This is a genomic window from Staphylococcus sp. GDY8P126P (genome assembly GCF_017891965.1).
Classification (GTDB): domain Bacteria; phylum Bacillota; class Bacilli; order Staphylococcales; family Staphylococcaceae; genus Staphylococcus; species Staphylococcus saprophyticus.
In genome coordinates this window covers 63,237-84,375 of record NZ_JAESKG010000019.1, presented here as the reverse complement: position 1 = coordinate 84,375, position 21,139 = coordinate 63,237, and the positions used below count along the sequence as shown (strand labels likewise).

At 35.5% G+C, this 21,139-nt stretch carries 13 protein-coding genes, 1 tRNA gene and 1 pseudogene; 5 read left to right on the top strand and 10 right to left on the bottom strand.

Annotation, left to right across the window (positions count from 1 at the left end):
• Positions 1 to 110: 110 nt before the first annotated feature.
• The 3 genes from KA893_RS12810 to gltB form a co-directional block, all read right to left on the bottom strand.
• Positions 111 to 203: transfer RNA gene (locus KA893_RS12810), tRNA-Ser, on the bottom strand.
• Between the two features lie 56 nt (positions 204 to 259).
• Entirely contained in the window at positions 260 to 1,723 is a 1,464-nt protein-coding gene (locus tag KA893_RS12805; protein ID WP_002484230.1) for a glutamate synthase subunit beta, read from the bottom strand.
• Positions 1,724 to 1,743: 20 nt separating this feature from the next.
• A complete protein-coding gene (gene gltB / locus KA893_RS12800; protein WP_075339920.1) occupies positions 1,744 to 6,246 on the bottom strand; it encodes a glutamate synthase large subunit in 4,503 nt (1,500 codons plus the stop codon).
• Between the two features lie 137 nt (positions 6,247 to 6,383).
• Between gltB and gltC the strand changes: the two genes are divergently transcribed.
• The 3 genes from gltC to KA893_RS12785 all read left to right on the top strand — a co-directional run bounded on the left by gltC (position 6,384) and on the right by KA893_RS12785 (position 9,234).
• The gene (gene gltC / locus KA893_RS12795) at positions 6,384 to 7,271 is read left to right on the top strand and encodes a glutamate biosynthesis transcriptional regulator GltC (RefSeq protein ID WP_002484233.1); all 888 of its coding nucleotides are present in this window, start codon (positions 6,384 to 6,386) and stop codon (positions 7,269 to 7,271) included.
• Between the two features lie 80 nt (positions 7,272 to 7,351).
• Positions 7,352 to 8,467, top strand: a complete 1,116-nt coding sequence (locus KA893_RS12790; RefSeq protein ID WP_002484234.1) for a YibE/F family protein — start codon at positions 7,352 to 7,354, stop codon at positions 8,465 to 8,467.
• Positions 8,464 to 9,234 carry a YibE/F family protein gene (locus KA893_RS12785; protein ID WP_041079862.1) on the top strand — a complete coding sequence of 257 codons (771 nt, stop codon included), beginning with the start codon at positions 8,464 to 8,466 and terminating at the stop codon, positions 9,232 to 9,234. The genes KA893_RS12790 and KA893_RS12785 overlap by 4 nt, the downstream gene beginning before the upstream one ends.
• 184 nt (positions 9,235 to 9,418) lie before the next feature.
• On the opposite strand, the gene KA893_RS12780 is transcribed toward KA893_RS12785, so the two are convergent.
• A complete protein-coding gene (locus KA893_RS12780) occupies positions 9,419 to 10,663 on the bottom strand; it encodes an ammonium transporter (protein ID WP_011303890.1) in 1,245 nt (414 codons plus the stop codon).
• 110 nt (positions 10,664 to 10,773) lie between these two features.
• The gene (locus KA893_RS12775; RefSeq protein WP_129335031.1) at positions 10,774 to 11,655 is read right to left on the bottom strand and encodes a GNAT family N-acetyltransferase; all 882 of its coding nucleotides are present in this window, start codon (positions 11,653 to 11,655) and stop codon (positions 10,774 to 10,776) included.
• A 204-nt stretch (positions 11,656 to 11,859) separates the two neighbouring features.
• Here KA893_RS12775 and KA893_RS12770 point away from each other — a divergent pair, with 204 nt between their 5' ends.
• Positions 11,860 to 12,138: a hypothetical protein gene (locus KA893_RS12770; RefSeq protein WP_002484239.1), complete on the top strand. Its 279-nt coding sequence runs from the start codon at positions 11,860 to 11,862 to the stop codon at positions 12,136 to 12,138.
• Positions 12,139 to 12,230: 92 nt separating this feature from the next.
• Here the strand turns inward: KA893_RS12770 and KA893_RS12765 are convergent, their stop codons facing one another.
• Both KA893_RS12765 and KA893_RS12760 read right to left on the bottom strand, forming a co-directional pair.
• On the bottom strand, positions 12,231 to 13,220 hold the full coding sequence (locus tag KA893_RS12765; protein WP_210125870.1) for a LysM peptidoglycan-binding domain-containing protein: 990 nt from the start codon (positions 13,218 to 13,220) through the stop codon (positions 12,231 to 12,233).
• 163 nt (positions 13,221 to 13,383) lie between these two features.
• On the bottom strand, positions 13,384 to 14,163 hold the full coding sequence (locus tag KA893_RS12760; protein WP_115340753.1) for an arylamine N-acetyltransferase family protein: 780 nt from the start codon (positions 14,161 to 14,163) through the stop codon (positions 13,384 to 13,386).
• Between the two features lie 301 nt (positions 14,164 to 14,464).
• Here KA893_RS12760 and ilvD point away from each other — a divergent pair, with 301 nt between their 5' ends.
• Complete coding sequence (gene ilvD, locus KA893_RS12755; RefSeq protein ID WP_002484243.1) at positions 14,465 to 16,159, top strand: dihydroxy-acid dehydratase; 1,695 nt, start codon at positions 14,465 to 14,467, stop codon at positions 16,157 to 16,159.
• A 554-nt stretch (positions 16,160 to 16,713) separates the two neighbouring features.
• Here the strand turns inward: ilvD and KA893_RS12750 are convergent.
• The 3 genes and pseudogenes from KA893_RS12750 to KA893_RS12740 form a co-directional block, all read right to left on the bottom strand.
• Positions 16,714 to 17,265: a GNAT family N-acetyltransferase gene (locus KA893_RS12750; RefSeq protein WP_129335033.1), complete on the bottom strand. Its 552-nt coding sequence runs from the start codon at positions 17,263 to 17,265 to the stop codon at positions 16,714 to 16,716.
• A gap of 339 nt (positions 17,266 to 17,604) precedes the next feature.
• A pseudogene (lip, locus tag KA893_RS12745) lies at positions 17,605 to 19,417 on the bottom strand (YSIRK-targeted triacylglycerol lipase).
• A 338-nt stretch (positions 19,418 to 19,755) separates the two neighbouring features.
• Positions 19,756 to 21,084 (bottom strand): sodium-dependent transporter, encoded by a 1,329-nt coding sequence (locus KA893_RS12740; protein WP_228481285.1) that lies wholly within the window; start codon positions 21,082 to 21,084, stop codon positions 19,756 to 19,758.
• Positions 21,085 to 21,139 lie beyond the last annotated feature (55 nt).

Genomic DNA, 21,139 nt, shown 5'->3' with positions numbered 1-21,139 from the left:
CTAACTTAAATTTCGAATATGTAGAAAAGCGCATTAAAAAAGCAAGCATCCAAATTTTTCATTGAATACTTGCTTTATCTATATCATTAGTCTTGGTATTTTAAATATAATGGCGGAGGAAGAGGGATTCGAACCCCCGCGGGCCGTTAAGCCCCTGTTGGTTTTCAAGACCAATCCCTTCAGCCGGACTTGGGTATTCCTCCAAACACAATATTTATAATATTATAGCCCATGACAAAAGTCAATTAAAATCATTACCTTATACTAATGTTTTTTCTTTTAAATATTCATCCACTGCATTTGCGACAGCTCTTCCTTCTTGAATAGCCCATACCACAAGACTTTGACCTCTTCTAGCATCTCCAGCAGCAAAAATGTTCGGTTGATTGGTTCTAAAATCTTTGTTGTCAGCTACAATTTTGTTTCTTTCTGTTTGAATATTAAAAGCATGCGGTACTGTTGTTTCTGTACCTATGAAACCAATCGATAACAATACTAGATCTGCAGGCCAATGGCGTTCTGTTCCATCTACGACCACCATGCCTTCGTCTGTTTCTTCCAGAATTTGAGTATAAACACCTTTCACATTACCAATACGGTCAACATCATAACGCATCGTTTGCACACCATAAGCACGCGGCTCAAATCCAAAGCGCTGTTCATATTCTTTATGCGCGTAATCCATTTTGAATACTGGCATTGCTAATGGCCAATAGGTATTTTCATCAAATTCAATCGCTTCAGGTTGTTTCGTATACTTATTAAATTGGACGATAGACTTACAGTTTTCACGAAGTGCTGTTGCAACACAATCGGCTCCCGTGTCTCCCGCTCCAATAACGACCACATTTTTACCTTCTGCAGAAATCGTTGGTTCCTTGATTTCACCATTCAAATACTGACCTTGCTCCGTCAAATAATCCATCGCAAAATGTATGCCGAATCCCATACGCCCTTCTAATGGTAAATCTCTCGCATTTTGAGATCCTGTACATAAGATGATTGCGTCATGTTTCTCTTCTAATGCTTCTCTACTCACGTCGACACCAATCTCTGTATCTGTTTCAAATCGGATGCCCGAAGCTTCCATAATAGATATTCTACGACGCACGACATCTTTATCTAATTTCATATTAGGTATGCCATACATCAGTAGACCGCCCGCTTCATGCGCACGTTCATATACCGTTACATGATAACCTAATTTATTAAGTTCTTCTGCTGCCGTTAATCCTGCTGGGCCACTACCAACGATGGCTACAGACTCATCTTTACGTTGTTCTGGCACAATTGGTTTAACCCAACCGTTTTCATATGCTTCATCAATAATCGTTCTTTCAATACCTTTAATAGCTACTGATTCACGATTTATTTTCATAACACATGATTGTTCACATGGCGCTGGGCATACTCTACCTGTAAATTCTGGAAAATTATTCGTTTCACTTAATCGCTCATATGCCGTCTTAAAATCTTGTCTATAAACTAAATCATTCCATTCAGGTATATAGTTACCAATAGGACAACCAATCGTTTCTCTGCCAAATGGTTCACCTGTCTGACAAAATGGCGTACCACAATCCATACAACGTGCACCTTGTTGTGCAGCTTCGTCTTTTGTAAACCTTTGCTGGAATGCGTCATGATTTTTCAAACGATCAACTAAAGATAATTCGTGTAATTGTTGTTTGTCATAATTCATAAATCCTTTAAATTCACCCATGACAATCCCTCCTTTACGATTTAATATACGGCTGTTTTTTGTTGTTCTGACATTAAGTGCGTACGCTTATCATTAAAGGCATTTAATAAAGCTTCATCCAAAGCATCCGTCTGTTGTTTTTGCAAATCTATCTTTTGCATCATTAATTTATAATCTTTTGGTATCACTTTTACTACCTTATCTGCAATATGATTAAAATCTGCTAATATCTCTTTCGCTTTAGTACTGTCGGTATATTTAACGTGTGCTTCTAACATATCTTTGACGACGTTGCGTTCTTCATCTACTGTTATCGCATCAAAGTCTAAACTCTCAAGTTGATTCTGCGCTTTAAATTGCGCTACATCAGATGGAAAAACATAACTAACGCCACCACTCATACCTTGACCAAAGTTTTTACCTACGTCTCCTAATATAATGATTCTGCCTCCAGTCATGTATTCAAGACCGTGATCTCCGATACCTTCCACGACGGCTTGGACACCACTATTACGAATACAGAAACGCTCGCCAGCTTTACCATTAATAAAAGCTTTACCGTGAGATGCGCCATAAAAACAAACATTACCTACGATAATTTCATTTTCACGTTGTTGATTAGGTGCTTTAACAATTACTTTTCCGCCCGATAAGCCTTTTCCAACATAGTCATTAGCATCACCTGTATGATGAATTGTCAGTCCGCTTGGTGTATACGCAGCTAAACTTTGACCTGCATGACCCGTCGTTTGTGCATATATCGTATCTTCACTCAATCCTTCTGCTCCATGCGCTCTTGTAATCATACTGCCAGTAATAACACCCACATCACGCTGTTCATTGTTTAAGCGATATTGACCTTCGAATGATTGGCCAGATCTTATCGCTGTTTGTGCATCAGGATACAATTCAGTTAAGTCAAATCCTATATCTAAATGATGATTTTGTTCAATCTTCTTATATCTATCTCCATCATGTTGATACAATAATGCTTCAACATTCATAGATGCAGCTTTAGGTTGACGCGTTGCAAGATTGGTTTTACGCGTTAACAAATCCGTTCTACCTACTAATTCATCCACTGTTCTCAATCCTAGTTCCGCAAGAATCTCTCTCAATTCTTCAGCAACAAAATGCATGAAATTCACAACATGATCCGCTCTACCATTAAATAGTGCGCGTAGGTCTTTATTTTGTGTTGCAATACCAACCGGACATGTATCTTTATGACAAACACGCATCATGATGCATCCTAAAACAACCAATGGTGCAGTCGCAAAGCCAAATTCTTCAGCGCCTAACGCACAAGCGTAGGCTACGTCTTTGCCGGTGAGTAACTTACCATCTGTTTCTACCTTCACACGTGATCTCAAGTTATTCATCATCAATGTTTGATGCGTTTCAGCTAATCCAATCTCCCATGGCACGCCTGCATGTTGAATACTCGTCTTCGGTGATGCCCCTGTACCACCATCGTAACCACTAATAACAATTTTATCGGCATAGGCTTTTGCTACGCCCGCTGCAATGGTACCAACACCTGTTTTAGATACGAGCTTAACTGTTATATTGGCATCTTTATTGGCATTTTTTAAATCGTGTATTAACTGTGCTAAGTCTTCTATCGAATAAATATCATGATGCGGCGGTGGTGATATCAAGCCAATACCTGGTGTTGAGCCCCTTACTTCAGCTATCCATGGATATACTTTGGTTCCTGGTAATTGTCCGCCTTCCCCTGGTTTAGCGCCTTGCGCAACTTTAATTTGTATTTCTTTTGCGTGTTGCAAGTAGTCACTTGTCACACCAAAACGACCGGATGCCACTTGTTTAATCGCACTTGAACGATTACGTCCTTCTTCATCAACTATAAAGCGCTCTGGATTTTCTCCGCCTTCACCGCTATTGCTTTTACCACCCATTTGATTCATTGCTTCTGCTAATGTTTGGTGGGCTTCTTCAGAAATAGAACCATAGCTCATTGCACCTGTATTAAAACGTTGAACAATTGCACTTGCAGGTTCTACTTCACTGATATCGATTGGTGTTTGCGATGATTTAAATGTCATCAAGTGACGAATATGATCCGTACGCTTATGGTTAACTTCGTTTGAAAATGCTTTGAATTTTTCATAATCATTCAATCGACACGCATGTTGCAATAAATGAATAGATGTAGGGTTAAAAGCATGGCGTTGACCTTGCTTACGCCATTGGAATGTACTCCCCGATTCAATGTACTCACTTTTTGGTGTCTGTCTAGATTTATTCTCTTTATCAATCATCTCAAGTGATATGCCAGATAATTTTGTTTGCGTTCCAGTGAAATATCTTTCAACAACCTCATCTGATAATCCAACTGCTTCAAAGATTTGTGCCCCTTGATAACTTTGAACTGTTGAAATACCCATTTTAGCCATTACTTTAATTACACCTTCAGACAATGTATCTGTATAAGTTTGAACATTTTCAGAAGTATCCCCTTCTAAACGTTCATTTTGCACTAATTCTTCAATTGTTCGTTGCGCTAAATATGGCACAACCGCATTAGCACCATAACCTAGCAAACAAGCAATGTGATGAACCTCTCTTGATTCGCCAGACAAAGCAACAATACTTGTTCGCATACGCAATCCTTCTTTGATCAACAATTGGTGAACATGGCTAACAGCTAATAATATCGGCATCGCGTAACCTTTTTCTGAAACTAAAACACTATCATCGAGAACTAAAATTTCTTCTCCACGTTTTACTGCTTGAATAGCTTTATTACCAAGTACATCTAGCGCGTCTTCTAAATCATCATGATATACCGTTGATAAACGCGCGACATTAAATCGGCTTTCTTCAATGACATTTAACTGTGCTTCCGTCATGACAGGGCGTTTTAATTGAATACGATTTAACGCATCTTCACTCGGTTGTAACAAATTCCCCTCGCTACCTAAATAAGACAACTCACTCGTAACAATCTTTTCACGATAAGCATCAATAGGAGGATTAGTAACTTGTGCAAATAATTGTTTGAAATAATTAAAGAGTGATTCATCCTGTTCATTTAATGCTGCTATCGGCACATCATAACCCATCGCACCAATAGGATCTTTCTTACTTTCAACCAATTCTGTAAGATATTTATCTATTTCTTCTTTGGTATAGACAAATTGTTTTTGCATACGTGTTAATGTTGCTTCATTCCAAGAAGATGGTTGATAAGACACATGCTCTAAATTCAAATCAACTTTAAATTGACTCAACCAACTCTCATATGGATGTTCATCTGCAATACGTGCTTTTAATTCATTATTTTCAACCACTTTATGTGCATTAAAATCAACTAATAGTAATTTTCCTGGGTTTAATTGGCCTTTAAATGCAACATTGTCTTCTGGTACATCTACTACACCTACTTCTGATGAAAAGACAATATAATTATCTTTAGTAATGGTATAGCGACCTGGTCTCAAACCATTTCTATCTGTTAGCGCACCAATCTTATCGCCGTTACAGAATGAAATCATTGTCGGTCCATCCCATGGTTCCATCAAATAACTATAGAATTCATAAAACGCACGTACATTAGCGTTGTTTGCTTTATTGTATAACCAAGGTTCTGGAATCATCAGCATTGCCGCTCGCTCTGGTTCCATAGCTAAAGATAAAAATTCTAATGCATTATCAACAATTGCAGAATCACTACCATCTTCATCTACAATATCTTTGACTTTATCCTTATCTTCACCAAAAATGGTAGCTATAAGCTCATTCTGTCTTGCACGCATCCAGTTTACATTACCTTTAATTGTATTAATTTCACCGTTATGCATTAACAATCGATTAGGATGTGCACGTTTCCAACTCGGGAAAGTATTTGTACTAAAACGAGAATGAACCAGACCTAGTTTTGACACGAAATCTTCATGATTCAAATCTTCATATAATGCGTTAATTTGATCCGAGCGCAACCAACCTTTATATACAATTGTTCTATGCGATAAACTCGTGAAATACAAATCCAATTGTTGTTGATTTGCATAATTTTCAATTTGTTTTCTCGCTAAAAATAATGTGCGCTCTATATGTGAAGTATCATTTAACGCAACAAATACTTGCTGAATATACGGCATTGTTTCTGCTACATGTGCTGCAATCGCGTTAATATCTACAGGCACTTCTCTATAGCCAAGCACAGTTAGACCTTCCGCTTCAAAATGCGCGTTAAACTGCGCTTCATGTTGAGAACCTTTAATTTTTTCGTTTGTAAAAAACATACCTACTGCATATTGACCTTCTTCAGGTATATCAAAATCAAGGTGTCGTGAAAAATATGCATATGGTACTTCGGTCATGATGCCTGCACCATCACCTGTGACACCATCTGCACCTATACCACCACGATGATCTAATCTACGTAACATTTCTAATGATTTTTCCACGATATCATGACTTCTTTTATTATCCATATTGGCGTAAAATCCTATACCACAAGCGTCATGTTCCTCGCGACTATCATATAACCCCAATTTCTCTTTATACTCGACCATGATCTTCACCTCTTTTACGAAAATTCTGAAAATTAAATAAGTAAGTAAACTATATAGCAGTTGATTAATCTGTTCAATATATAAAATAGATGATATCATTCTAATTATTAGAACAATTGTTGAAAAGAGGGTTATACATGGAAATTAAACAATTGAAATATTTTATAGAAGTTGCAAAAAGAGAACATTTATCAGAAGCAGCATTAGAATTAAATATTGCACAATCAGCAATCAGTCGCCAAATTGCTCATCTTGAAAATGAACTCCAAGTTACCTTATTCAAAAGAGAAGGTCGAAATATTTATTTAACAGATGAAGGAAGACAGTTTTTCTCTGAAGCAACCAAAATTATCGACCAACTTGATGAAACAATCCGTTTGTTCCACAATCAATCAGAGTCAAACCACTTCATTATACGAATCGGCTATGTTGAATGTTATATTTCTCAAGTACTCACTTTATTGATACAAGCATTTGAAAATAACAGTGATTCTATTATTGAACCTATTCTAATGAAAGAAAGCGAAATATTAAACGCTCTCATTACAAACCAAATCGATATCGCCTTTATGGATTTAACACAAAAAATCAAACAAAATACATCATTAAAAATAAATCCGTTATTTGAAGAAAATTTTCATATCTACGTCCCTAAAGATGATCCAATTACCATGGCAACGAACCCACCTTTAATACAATTTTCAAACAAATCGATTTATGAACTCTATGCTTTGCCACCACACATCAAACAAACATTAGCCAATGTCGTAGAAACGCCTATTCGCACAGTAACTAGTACACAGTTAGCTCAATACTTATTAAATAAAGGTCGAGGCTATATCATCGCACCATCTTATCAACTCTTAGATAAAAATCCCCAAAAATGGATAGATATCTCATTAGAACACACAGAGTTAAAACGGACCATATGTAGCATCATTCGTCGTGATAATAGAAAAAATGATATTCAACTCATGTTATCTACGATTGACCAGTTACTAAGTCGTAGCGCCACATATCATTAAATACTTTTTCATAAATCTTTGAGTTCAGTTCTCGATGCGCGTATAATCGCATTGTCTATAAAGAGAGGACTGAATATATTTTGAAGTCTGTTAAAACATTATTAACACGCCCCTTCAATTGGGTTGTACTTACCTTTTGCATTATTTTTGTTGGATTATTCATATTCACTTTTTTTAATGCTAAATTCTATGACACACCGATTGGGCAAATTACACAAATAAACAATACTCAATCAACACAAGTGTCAGATGAACATCACAACAAAGATACTAAGCATAAAGAAACATTACATATTCATATTTTAAATGGTAAATTCGAAGGTAAAACAACTACAATCACACATGAATATACCGAGTCACAAGCAGACAGTGAAGCATTTTCAAAAAATGATAAAGTCTTATTGCACGTTGACAAAAATCTCAGCACCGCCTATATAACGGAAAAGAAACGCGATAGTTTAGTCGTTGCGATAACTGGTATATTTTTATTAACCGTGTTACTAGTAGGTAAAAAAATAGGTTTACAATCGATTCTATCTCTTGCGCTCAATACATGTATTGTATTATTAGCGATTTATATTCATAATCAATCGCCAAATATCAGTCTGTTCGGCCTAATGAGCATCGGCATCTTCATTTCTACGACATTAACGCTAGTCCTCGTCACAGGCTGGCAATGGCGGACACTCATCACCATTATCAGCACTTTACTTGGCACATTCTTATGCGTAGGTATTACGCAATGCATCATTCAAATAACTGATGGCTCTGGTTTAAAATTCGAAACTATGAGTTTTCTAACCTTGCCACCAAAGGAAGTATTCTTAGCTTCTGTCATGATTGGTTCACTAGGCGCTGTCATGGATGTTGCTATTACAATTGCCAGTGGTATGGCTGAAATTCTACGTCGTACACCTGATATCAGTATGAGACGTTGGGCACTTGCAGGACGTAACATCGGACAAGACATTATGGGAACAATGACAAATATATTACTATTTTCATATTTATCCGGAAGTTTGCCTATGCTCCTAATTTACTTAAAAAATGCAAACACCATTACGTATACAATTTCTATGAATTGGTCATTGGAAATTTCCCGGGCAATCACGGGTGGTATTGGCATTGTCTTAACAATTCCCATCACCATTCTATTGATGCAAGTTTGGTTTAAATTGCGAGGTGTTAAATCATGAGTGCGATAACATTATTAGGTCTCATATTATTTATATTAATGTCGATCTTTGGTGGGAAAAAGGGATTGATTTCTTATCTGACACTGTTTTTAAATTTTGTCATTTTATTTATTTCAATTATACTCATCATATTCGGTGTACCTATTTATCTAGTTACACTTATATTCTGCATTGTTATTGCAGCCTGTAATTTGTTTGTACTAAATAGTTATAATACAAAAACAAAAGCTGCATTTTACGCTACAATCGTTACGACAGTCATATTAATCGCAGCTATATATTTATCCGTTTCAATCGGACATTTACAAGGGTTTACAACCGAACAACAGGACGAAACTTATATCTTTTCTATGAATATCGGTATAGATATGGTGAAATTTATGGTATTTACCATCGTACTTGCTGTGATCGCCGCTGTTATTGATTTAGCTATTACAATCAGTTCTCCAATGTATGAATTAAGCGAAACAAATCCTAATTTAACACAAAAAGAATTATTTCATTCAGGTATGCGGGTCGGTCGTGAAATATTAGCAACATCAGCCAATACGATATATCTCGCTTATTTCGGTGGTCAATTGACATTGTTTTTCTGGTTTTTCAAGCTTAACTATTCCTTTGGGCACATTATAAATTCTAAAATTTTCGCACAAGAATTCATTTCTATTATTCTTGGCGGTATCGCAGTTGCTATAAGCATCCCAATTACTGCATGGTTAACAGCATTATTAATCAAAAATCAAAAAGCACCAGACACCCATCGTTAATTTTAAGGACAGCGTATCCACAGTTCTTCTTTGTATTGTTTCAAAGCATCATCCTACCTCATATTATGTTGCACTGTGGATGTAATCATAGACGTCATAAATTGTATGTTCAGTGCTGCCATCTCATAACTAACTAAAAACCAGTCTGAAACATCAACGATTGTTTCAGACTGGTTTTTTATATTTATTTACGTCTATTTAATTTATTTAATTCGCCACTAAAATAAGCGCGCTCCCCATGTACAACATAATCCAAGCCTTGTGCCTCTTCTTCTGTATCTGTCCCTAGTTCACTAAATTGGGCAATCACTTTCGCAATAATAAAAGTCATAATCCCACTAAATACGATGGTAATAGCTACAGCTATCAACTGATTGATTACGGGCATCATACCGCCGCCTAATAAAAGCCCATTTACCACATCGCCATTAATATGATGTGACTGAAATACACCAGTTAAAAGTGCACCGACCACCCCCCCTACACCGTGTATGCCAAATGCATCTAAAGCATCATTATAATGTAATTTCCCTTTAATGTAATTAATGACGAAGTAACAACACACACCGCCTATAAGCGCAATCACCACAGCACTCATATATCCTACGAAACCGGCAGCCGGTGTAATAGCAACTAATCCTGCAAGCATGCCCGACAACATACCTATCAAACTCGTCGTTTTCTTCATGCAATACTCTATCATTGACCAACCTAAGGCACCTGCACTCGCTGCGAGCACCGTATTCACAAATGAAATCATCGCTATTTTATTAAACGACAATGCGCTCCCTACATTAAATCCATACCACCCAATCCAAACGAAAATTGCGCCAATAAGTGTAATAATAAGGTTATGTGGCGGTCTTTTATCAAAGTTTTTCCCTGCACCAATCATAATTGCTAAGACCAAACCAGATATACCAGACGTTATATGCACAACTGTTCCACCTGCATAATCAATCGCACCTAATTGATCAATCCAACCTCCACCCCATACCCAATGTGCAACAGGACTGTATACACAGATAACCCATAAAAACACAAAAATTAAATAAGGTATAAACTTCATTTTTTCAGCTATTGATCCTGATAAAATTGAAACTGCAATGGTACAGAACATCAACTGAAATAGCATAAACAGCGCTAAAGGTATATGCGGTGAAATTGCTGATTGTGTACTAAAACCAACATGAGCTAAACCTATATATGTAAAATCTCCAAAAAATGAATTCCCAGATCCAAAACTAAAGCTAAATCCAAATAACATCCATGCAAACGTTACTATAACAATTGCCGACATACTTTGCATGACTGTATTCAATACGTTTTTAGATTGAACCAATCCCCCATAAAACAAACTTAACCCCGGTGTCATTAACCACACTAGTAACGTACAAAGAAACAAAAATAATGTATCATTCATATTCATAGCACTCACTCCTTTATACCGGAGCATAAACCCATTCCATATAAATAGCAAAAATGCGTCAGGAAAAATAACACTTTATGTTACCTTTTCTAACGCATTCCATATCATAACTATTTAATTGTCCGCCTTAAAATATAAACAGATCGACCTTCTAAAGTAGATGTTCCCGCATTTTCATAATTGGCCTGTTTATACAATGCTTGTGCTACGATATTGTCATTATTAACAGTGAGATAAATTTCATCTATATTTGAAAATTGTTTACTCAAGTAGGCTGGTAATGCATCCATGACTTTTTTGGCGTAACCTTTCCCACGTTGGTTTTTATCAATGCTAAATGACCTAAAAAATATTGCGGCTTTATTTGTAGTATATGGCGCCACGCCTTGCCCCTCATGTAAAGTAAAAAAGCCAACACATTGTTGCTTATGGTTATAAATGAGCGTAGGATGCCTTTCGCTATCATCCACCGCGAGTTTGATATTTTCAACAGGTGTTTTAGTAAATTGACGATCAGAAATGTCTAACGCTATATGTTTCACATCACTTATCAATTTCTCAGTATAGGGAACAAGCTCAACGAAAGGTATCTCTCGTTCTATATTTTCAAAATGTTGCCGTTCTTCTATCCATGTAATAACGGCAGGCGCAATTTTATGTTCATCCTTTTTATCTATCCATTGTAAATCAGTGATTTCTTGACTTGGTACCAAGGTAGACCAATCTATATCTGCCGTCGTATAAAAACAATTGAGTTCTGTTTTCATATTTTTTTGTGGGTAGGCTTCGCCAACAACGGTATGCATATAAATTAAAGATGACTCAGGTATATCTAATTGTAGTTCTTCATTTAATTCTCTTTGTAACGCTTGTTTATACGTCTCTCCTATATCAATCTTGCCGCCTGGAAAATAATACTTTTCTCTATTCCTTGACTGAACAAGCAATAATTTCTCTTGTTCTTCAATTACTAAACACACACATTTAATCATTACTCAACACCCCACAGCATCAATTTCCGTTCCATACTAACTTTATATTAATGAATCAAACTGGTTTTATACTATCAATGCTTATGTTATTATATTTTATTATCCATACACATCAAATTTCAGACAATCTTAATTGAATGTATATTAATGGTATAATACGAAACAAGATAACTATTTTCAAAAATGGAGGCTTTACGATAATAAATGGCTAAAAAAACTAAAATAAATCGCATTTCCAACACACTTAATTTTGTAGGCATTGCTGTAGAAGGCTTTAATTGGTATGCCTATCAATCAAGAAATAAAAAATTAATTTACGCAAGCATTGCCATCACTAGTGTTGGCGCTGTATTAGATTTTTATACAGCTTTAAAATCACCACGTAAATTCGCAAAAGTATTTTCAACTTTCACACTTGCGAGCACACTATTTTCAACAGTAAAACGTTTAAAATCTGTTCGTAAAGGTGAAGTAAGTATCTAGTCACCAACAAACAAATCCAAGTTCTACTTAAAAAGACTCGAATCACAATATGGACATCCATACTATGCTTCGAGTCTTTTTTTAATTTATTATTAATGAATATATACATAAGAACTTACTTGTGAAGCAGGAATTGTTCTATAAGTCACAATACCTGGTGATGCACTATAGTTCATTTCAGAAATCGTTATACTACCGTTAGCATTTACAGATTCTACAAATGCTACATGACCATAATATGCCATATCAGATTGTAAGATAGAACCAACAGTCGCTTTGCGGTCTATTGTATAACCATCCGCTGCTGCAGCTGTATCCCAGTTATTGGCATTCCACCAATATGTACTAATTCCTTTACCAATTTGGGCACGTTTATTGAATACATGCCACGTACATTGACCCCAGTCATATAAATTTGAATGATTAAAGACAGGTGTCTTATACCCAGCAGATCCAGTAGAACTTGATCCTGAACCACCTGTAGATGCTTTACCTGATACTTTTAATTTTTGACCTGGATAAATATTAAAGTTAGTTAAACCATTTAAACTCATGATTTTTTGATACGTTGTGCCATATTTTGCAGCAATCGCTGATAATGAGTCACCCGATTTAACTGTATAGGTTGTTGTTGTTGTGCTGCCACTACTTGTGTTCCCTGAAGTATTTGAGCTACTTGAAGACGCTGTACCTGATACTTTTAATTTTTGTCCCGGGTAAATATTAAAATTTGATAAACCATTTAGGCTCATAATTTTTTGATACGTTGTGCCATATTTTGCAGCAATCCCTGATAAAGTGTCACCCGATTTAACCGTGTATGTTGATCCTGTAGATGTATTTGACGATGTACTAGAACTTGTTGAACCAGATACTTTTAACGATTGATTCGGAAAAATAACGTTTGACGTTAAATTATTAAGCGACTTTAACTTAGCCACTGACATATTATATTTATTCGCTATAGACCATAATGAATCGCCGCTCTTAACTTTATAAGTTGTTAAAGCATCTGCGTTTGTCGAAGTAACTGCAGCTAATGCGCTTGTCCCGATTACAGTTGCAATAATTTTTTTACGCAATTTATGTAAACCTCCCAAATATTCTCTTTTTTCGCTTCATCTCTATACTCACCTGTTCATTATACACCCTCGACCTGTAAATGAGTATATTAATTATATGACATTATCATTACAAAAGAGAACAACTCGGTTGCGTTCAAATTAAACCGCAAACAACTAAGATTTATTCAAAAGGTCGTAATTTTATATTTTCTATATCAAAATATGCTTTTAATAGTGTCTGATAATTACTTTGTGTTACAGGAATTTTTTCTTTTTCACCATGATCCGTAATCGTTAAATGATTATTAGATAATGTTACGCGTCCATACAACTTTGCTTTACTAACAATTAATTTTTTTACAAATATAGAATGCGCATCATACTGATTAAAATGAATCGCTTCATCGAAATCCATGATTGCTTGCGCTTTGTCAATCGCGCGATATTGAATTTCCCAAGCCTCATCTTTATATTTACTCATATCAATCGTTTGCGTATCAATCCACGACGCTTGAAAATATCCATTCACATCCTCAATCACTTCCGGTTCATTTTTTAATGGCATCGCTTGTTTAGGTACATCGGCATAACCCACATCCACTAAATATTTTTCTTGATTTATTTGTACAATTAATGCCATATGAGAACCGGCCATGGCCCACCCATTACCCGTATTGATTGTTGCTGATATCATATAAGCATCAAACCCTTTGGACGTTATCCAACTATGGAACAAACGATTCTGTTCGTAACAATAACCACCTCTGTGTTCTGAAACAATTTTATGAATCATCGTCTCATCATCTAAAGCAATCGGTTGCTTATTTTGCACATTGATATTTTCAAAAGGTACATTAATAACATATTGATATATATAATGATTTAGTGTTGTTAAATCATTGTCACGATACTTTTCTGTATTAATATTTAAGTAATCTTCTAATGATTTAAAATCCGTCATTGTCTTCACCCTTTTTAAATTTAAAATACTCCCTAATACAATTCATTTTAATAAATTTTGCTAGACTAATACAATTTATATACATTACACATTTTTCAATTTTTATTATTTGCAAATAACAAAAACGGGTAAGACAATACATATATGTATTGATAGATTTGACACTAGACTAATAAATAGATACGGTGTATATTCGATGTTTTTAAAGTTGTTATAGGTTATCAATTCAATTTTTCTGATTTTTCAAACTTTTAAATTCATATTTCAATATCTATCAAACTATTTTAATGGGGGTAATTATTTGACTAAAGAACACAGCGAACAACCAAAAGATTTACGTATTCGCAGCAAAGTAATTAGTGAGGGTGTCAGTCGTACACCCAATCGAGCTTATTTACGGGCACTCGGCTTTGAAGATGAAGATTTTCAAAAACCAATGATTGGTGTTGCAAGTACTTGGAGTGAAGTCACGCCATGTAATATGCATATTGATGGTTTAGCTCGTGCTTCAAAACAAGGCATTAGTGAGGCAGGGGCTTCGCCACTTATTTTCAATACCATTACAGTATCAGATGGTATTTCAATGGGAACAGACGGTATGCGCTTCTCTTTACCAAGTCGTGAAATTATCGCGGATTCTATAGAATCAGTTGTCAGTGCTGAAAATTTAGATGCACTTGTCGCTATTGGTGGTTGTGACAAAAACATGCCGGGATGTATGATTGGTATCGCTCGTCTTAATTTACCAGCCGTCTTTGTTTATGGCGGCACAATATTGCCTGGGAAATTGGATGGTAAAGATTTAGATGCTGTTTCTGCCTTTGAAGGCGTCGGACAGTATAATAATGGCGAAATAGATAAAGAGGCACTTCACAAAGTAGAATGTGCCGCTTGTCCAGGTGCAGGTGCTTGTGGCGGTATGTTCACTGCCAATACGATGTCGTCTGCTATTGAGGCCATGGGCATGAGTTTACCAGGAAGTGCTTCGCATCCAGCAGTTTCTACAAATAAATCCAAAGACAGCAGAGCAGCAGGTAAAGCCGTTTATAAACTATTAGAAAAAGGCATCTATCCAAAAGATATTATGACTAAAGAAGCATTTGAAAATGCAATTACTGTAGTCATGGCACTTGGAGGATCTACCAATGCGATTTTACATTTACTTGCTATTGCACATACAATCGAAGTCGATTTAACACTTGATGATTTCGAAAAAATTCGTAAGCGTGTCCCACATATCGCTGACTTGAGACCAAGTGGTAAATACGTCATGGCACATCTTGATGAAGTCGGTGGTATTCCAGCAGTTATGAAATTATTACATGACAAAGGCTTAATCCATGGAGATTGCTTGACCGTAACTGGCAAGACTGTTGCTGAAAACCTTGAACAACAACCTGACCTAACCGATAATAAATCTATCATTGATTTTGACAATCCAAAACACGCTACTGGACCGCTTGTCATCTTGAAAGGGAACCTTGCTCCAGAAGGCGCCGTTGCAAAAATCTCAGGTCTAAGCGTAACTTATATCAAAGGACCCGCACGCGTATTTGATTCCGAGTCCAAGGCTACCAAAGCCATCTTAAATGACGAAATCAAACCAGGTGACGTGGTCGTTATTCGATATGCTGGCCCTAAAGGTGCACCTGGCATGCCTGAAATGCTATCTGCATCATCCATTCTTGTTGGTAAAGGATTAGGTGAATCTGTAGCGTTACTCACAGATGGCCGTTTCTCTGGCGGTTCTCATGGTCTTGTTATCGGACACGCAGCGCCAGAATCACAAGTTGGCGGTCCGATGGCATTATTAGAAGAAAACGACACGATTACCATTGACGCAGAAAAACTTGAAATTAGTTTTGATGTATCAGATGAAGAACTTGAGCGTCGTAACAAACAATGGCAAGCACCACCTTTAAAAGCCAATCGAGGTACGCTAGCTAAGTATGCTAAACTTGTTTCCTCCGCTTCAAAAGGAGCTATCACAGACTAAATTTTCTTTATAGGCAAGTAGCAGCGTAATGTCGCTTGTTATTAATAGTTATTTCTAGCATTAGAACCACATTTGAAACATGACTAAACGATTTTAATGTCATGTTCTAGTTATACTAGCAATCTATTTCGTGAACTTGTCTTTTACATTTAAAAAACAGCTAACTACTGTGTATATGATTGAATAGGCCGAAACTCCAAATGAAGTTTCGGCCTATTCATTTTGCTCAAAAATAAAACAATTCCATTCAAGACACTTTAGCATGCGCAATTGTTTTTATTTTTCCTCGCTATACCATTTGCGAATGCTTTTTCACTACTTAGGGATTACTCAACACAATTGAGCACAATTATATTAAAGAAAGGGTAACAAAACAAAGCGAGGTGAGTTACATGACCTTTTTCATTGATATCATCAAAAAATTCGTTAGTTTATTCACAGGTAAATAATTTTCAAAAATTATTTGATGGGTTTGGGACATAAATAGTTGTCTCAAGCCCCTTTTTTATTAGAACATAGGTGCAAGCGCTCACTCCTTTTTAACCTTTTCCATGTTAATCATTTAAGTATGTCCATTCATCTCGCAGTATGCCCATTTTAATCGCATCATATAATTGGCCTTCTACAATTCTTGCTTGACGAATACAAGCTTCTTCTTTCATACCAACTTTCTTTGCAAGTTTTATCATCCGTTTATTACCAGACCAAGTGGAAATACCAAGTCGATGTACAAAGTTCTGTTCAAATAAATAATCTACCCACAATTTAAATACTTCAGAACCAATACCACTTTCCCAAAACTTTGTATCATAGATGACAATACCTATTTCTAACCAATTTGTATTTTTATCCACCCAGTACGATCCAACTGTACCTATAAATTGACCATCAGCCATAATAGCTAACGTACTTTCTACATTTGGATAAATGTAACGCCCTTGTTTCGTTCGCTCAAAAAATGTAGATTTATCTATTTTGGGTTCATTAATATACGCTCCATTCCATTTTTTAGCTGCTTGTTGCTTTTCTTCATACTTCCAATAATAAATTTCATCAATTATAGCATCGTCTATGGCTACTAATTCACCTTTTGAAAATGGAATCATTGAAACGCCTCCCAACTATTAGTACGTATTATACGTATGATTATTTAATAAATATACTTTCATCCATAAAAAAGCTCTTCCTAAAAAGTTTACACATATTGCGTGCCTACTTTAAGAAAGAGCTTGTGATATATAGCTTATAAAAGCAATTTTACTTAATAAATCTCTCATAAATAACTAACTTACGCTTAGATGTTCAAATCATCTTAGCGAACTGATATCATATTTTACTATTTTATTAAAAGAATAAAGATTTTATTACTCTGAAGAAAGAACCTAATAAATCGAATAAGTCACCTGACATCATCATAACCTCCTTTGCAAAATTTATCGCACAAATTATGCATCAAATTGTTCGTTACGTACTAAATCATCGGCTAAACCATGCCAAAACTGTTGTAGTTCTTCTGTTGGATGGCTATAATCCGTTGCATCTTGACCAACGAAATCTACATGATTCCAACCATGTTTGATAGGTGTTACTTGCCATATACCTTTTGAATTTGATCTGTTGCTTCTGTATATGGCTGATTAAATGGATGTTGTGCTGAAATTGTAGAAATCAGACCATCATTTTCACGCCATTCTTTTTCTGCTGCTTTCCCAATCACATTACCTGTAACAGTGAATGGGAAGAACATGCCGATATCAGATTTTTGCTTACCTAATAATGTCGGTCTTGTAGATTCACCAGTATAGGTTTTATATACAATATTAGGATTTAGGGACGTTTTTTTATTTAACTTTTCTGCGCCTTCACGTGTTAAATCATAGAAACCATTATCTTGCGTTGTCCAAAGTGCACTATTTTGTACACGTTGTACATATTTAACATATGATTCCCCTTCTCTTTGTTTAAGTCCCCATTGTCCAAATCCAAAATCTACTTTAGAGTTTTTATTACCTTTGAATTTCGCATAATCAAAGGCCAACTGTCTTACAAAGGCTTCATTACCCAATTTATCTGCGGCAATTGTACCATTATGTGGCGTACCTAAAGTCGTAATAGAATTAATCATATTGTCATTCGTACCTTGATATAATGGTGAAATTTCACCACCATGCGCTTTTTGATATTCTATTTCTTCTTTGTTACCGTTACGCAACAGTTCTTCTAATTGTCTTACCGTTTGTCCACCCATACTATGCGCTACTATATGTACTTTTTGTCCTGGCTGCCAATCTTTATACACACCTGCATATGTTTTTCCGTAACGGTCATGTCCATATTTTTCAGCATGTGCTGCACCATAGTCCACAGTACCACCTTTTATGTAGTAATAAAGTTCAACAGCACGGTCATAGTTACTGCTTAATGCGCCTATACTTGCTTCATATGTTTCATATCCATTACTTTCTAAGTCTTGGCGAATATCTAATTTGTCGCCACCCCAGTAATGCGATAAAACAGATGGATTGATATCATCTGTGAAACCATTAAAGCCATGAACCAAAATGATTGGGTCTTGGTTTTTATACTGTCCTTGTTTAGCAGTTTTATTTGGTTGTTCAGCTATTTTGTTAACAGCTTGCTGAGTTTGATTTTTCGGTGTTGCTACCGCGCTTTCTTTTAATGCTTTTAGTGATTTATCTTGATTATCTTTACGTTCGTCATCTGAATTGGTATTTGCCGCTTTTTCACCATTTAATTTATCAAACGATAGTCCTGACTTATCTGTAGTAACAGCCGCTTCTTTGTTAGGAGATGGGCGCTCAGTTGATAACGTATCCGTATTTTCCGTCAGCTTATTTTTGTCTGCTTGGTTATATTCCGGGTCTACTTCGTCTGCTTGCTCTTGTTGGGCTTTATCTTTTGCGTTGTATTCCGGATCTACTGTATTTTTATTATCAATTGCTTTTGTTTGATCGGATTGTTGTTCAGTATGTAAGCTTGTATTATTCGTATTTTTTCATCATTCGCTTGTGTATGATCATTTTCAACCGGTATTGCTGATGTTTCATTCACTAATTTTTCTTATTTATCATTCCCCAATTGATTCCCACTCAATTGTTGTACCTTTGTTTCAGTATGATGGTCTTCTTCAGTAGCCTGAGCTGTCCCTACACCTAAAAATAGTAATGAACCTATTAAAATTGAAGAAGCGCCGAAAGTAAATTTACGTATACTGTAGTTGTTTTGTCTTTTATCCATGTTCAACACCTCTTGGTTAATGATTTTATACACATTCAAATAAAAACTATATGAAAAGATTAACGATAAAACGTGGTATCAGTTCAAAAAACTTACCAATTAAAGCTTTCATACGATTCAACCCCTTTAAAAGAAAACGCTTACATATTTTTCGAAAATTTTTATTTATCAAAAGAATAATTTAAGATATTAAGTCCATACATCGTATCTAAAAAATTAAAACTTTTAATAAATAATTTAATTAGATTTTACTAAATAACTGCTCTCAAGTCAATGATAGAGTGCAATTTAATTTTGCGCAATCAAAAAAGCACTCGCCAAATAACGACGAGTACATTTTAGATAAATTGAGCAATAAATATTAGTACGATGATGACCGGTAAAATAAATTTCACTAGATAATACCACGGCATAAATAATTTAAATTTATCTTTTCCAAAATGGGCTTTTAAATCATCTTTGTTTAGCAATTGGCCTACCACTAACGTTGTCCCTAATGCACCTAAAGGCATTAATATGTTAATAACTAAAAAATCCATATTATCAAATATTGAACCTGCGCCAAATTGAATACCACTTAAACTACTAAATGACAATGTAGCAGGTATACTAATCATAAACACTAATAAACTAGCATAAAAAGCAACAGGTTTACGTTTTGAATTATCATTTTTAGTAAAGTTTGAGACGTTTAATTCAAGTAATGATATAGAAGAAGTCAGTGCTGCAAACAAGAATAAAATTAGAAAAATTAAATAGAATCCTTGTCCAAAAGCCATTTGATCAAATACTTTTGGTAATACTTTGAATAATAAGCCAGGACCTTCAGTTGGACTGTAACCAAATGCAGCGATTGCTGGGAATATCGCCATTCCTGCTAATACCGACACCAAAATATTCATAGCAACAATTGAAACTGCAGAAGTCTTAATAGTCATTTCTTTCGAAGCATAACTAGCATAAGTAATCATGCCCGTTGTTCCTAAAGATAAAGTGAAGAATGATTGTCCAAGTGCAAATAAGACACCTTCCATGGATATATCTTCTAAACGTGGTTCTAAGATAAACTTCAAGCCTTCCATTGAACCCTCTAAAGAAAGTGATTTAATCACAATCACAATTAAAAAGATAAACAGTAATGGCATCATAAATTTAGATGCTTTCTCTAAGCCTTTTTCGACACCCATCATAACAATAATCATTGTTAATAAAATAAAGATACCTTGACCCGTAATGGTTAACCAAGGATTTCCTATAATCGTCTCAAATGCTATACTTCCTAATTGATCATTACTAAAAGTTAATATTTGAAACGCTACATTGATGATATATATAACGATCCAGCCACCAATGACACTATAAAAACCAAATAATATAAATACTGCTAAATTACCGTTCCAGCCAATGACATTAAGCCAACGCTTTTTCGTTAATTTTTCATATATTTTAGTTGTGTAGGTTCTCCCCATTTTACCTACAGTAAATTCCATTATAAGTAGTGGCAATCCTACAAATATCGTAAATACTAGAAACATTAGTAAAAACGCACCACCACCATATATGCCAGCCATATATGGGAATTTCCACATAGCTCCTAGTCCGATAGCAGAGCCAGCACTTGCTAAAATAAATCCTGTCGAGGATTTCCATTGTAATTGTTTATTCATTATTTTTACATCCTTTATATTTTACAAAGCTTTATTGCGTTAAAGCGTTCGCGTG

Excerpts from the sequence above, each read along its gene's own strand:
- KA893_RS12740 (WP_228481285.1), bottom strand. The coding sequence starts at position 21,084 with ATGAATAAACAATTACAATGGAAATCCTCGACAGGATTTATTTTAGCA.
- KA893_RS12805 (WP_002484230.1), bottom strand. The coding sequence starts at position 1,723 with ATGGGTGAATTTAAAGGATTTATGAATTATGACAAACAACAATTACAC.
- KA893_RS12785 (WP_041079862.1), top strand. The coding sequence starts at position 8,464 with ATGAGTGCGATAACATTATTAGGTCTCATATTATTTATATTAATGTCG.
- KA893_RS12760 (WP_115340753.1), bottom strand. The coding sequence starts at position 14,163 with ATGACGGATTTTAAATCATTAGAAGATTACTTAAATATTAATACAGAA.
- gltC (WP_002484233.1), top strand. The coding sequence starts at position 6,384 with ATGGAAATTAAACAATTGAAATATTTTATAGAAGTTGCAAAAAGAGAA.
- KA893_RS12750 (WP_129335033.1), bottom strand. The coding sequence starts at position 17,265 with ATGATTCCATTTTCAAAAGGTGAATTAGTAGCCATAGACGATGCTATA.
- KA893_RS12780 (WP_011303890.1), bottom strand. The coding sequence starts at position 10,663 with ATGAATATGAATGATACATTATTTTTGTTTCTTTGTACGTTACTAGTG.
- KA893_RS12770 (WP_002484239.1), top strand. The coding sequence starts at position 11,860 with ATGGCTAAAAAAACTAAAATAAATCGCATTTCCAACACACTTAATTTT.
- gltB (WP_075339920.1), bottom strand. The coding sequence starts at position 6,246 with ATGGTCGAGTATAAAGAGAAATTGGGGTTATATGATAGTCGCGAGGAA.
- KA893_RS12775 (WP_129335031.1), bottom strand. The coding sequence starts at position 11,655 with ATGATTAAATGTGTGTGTTTAGTAATTGAAGAACAAGAGAAATTATTG.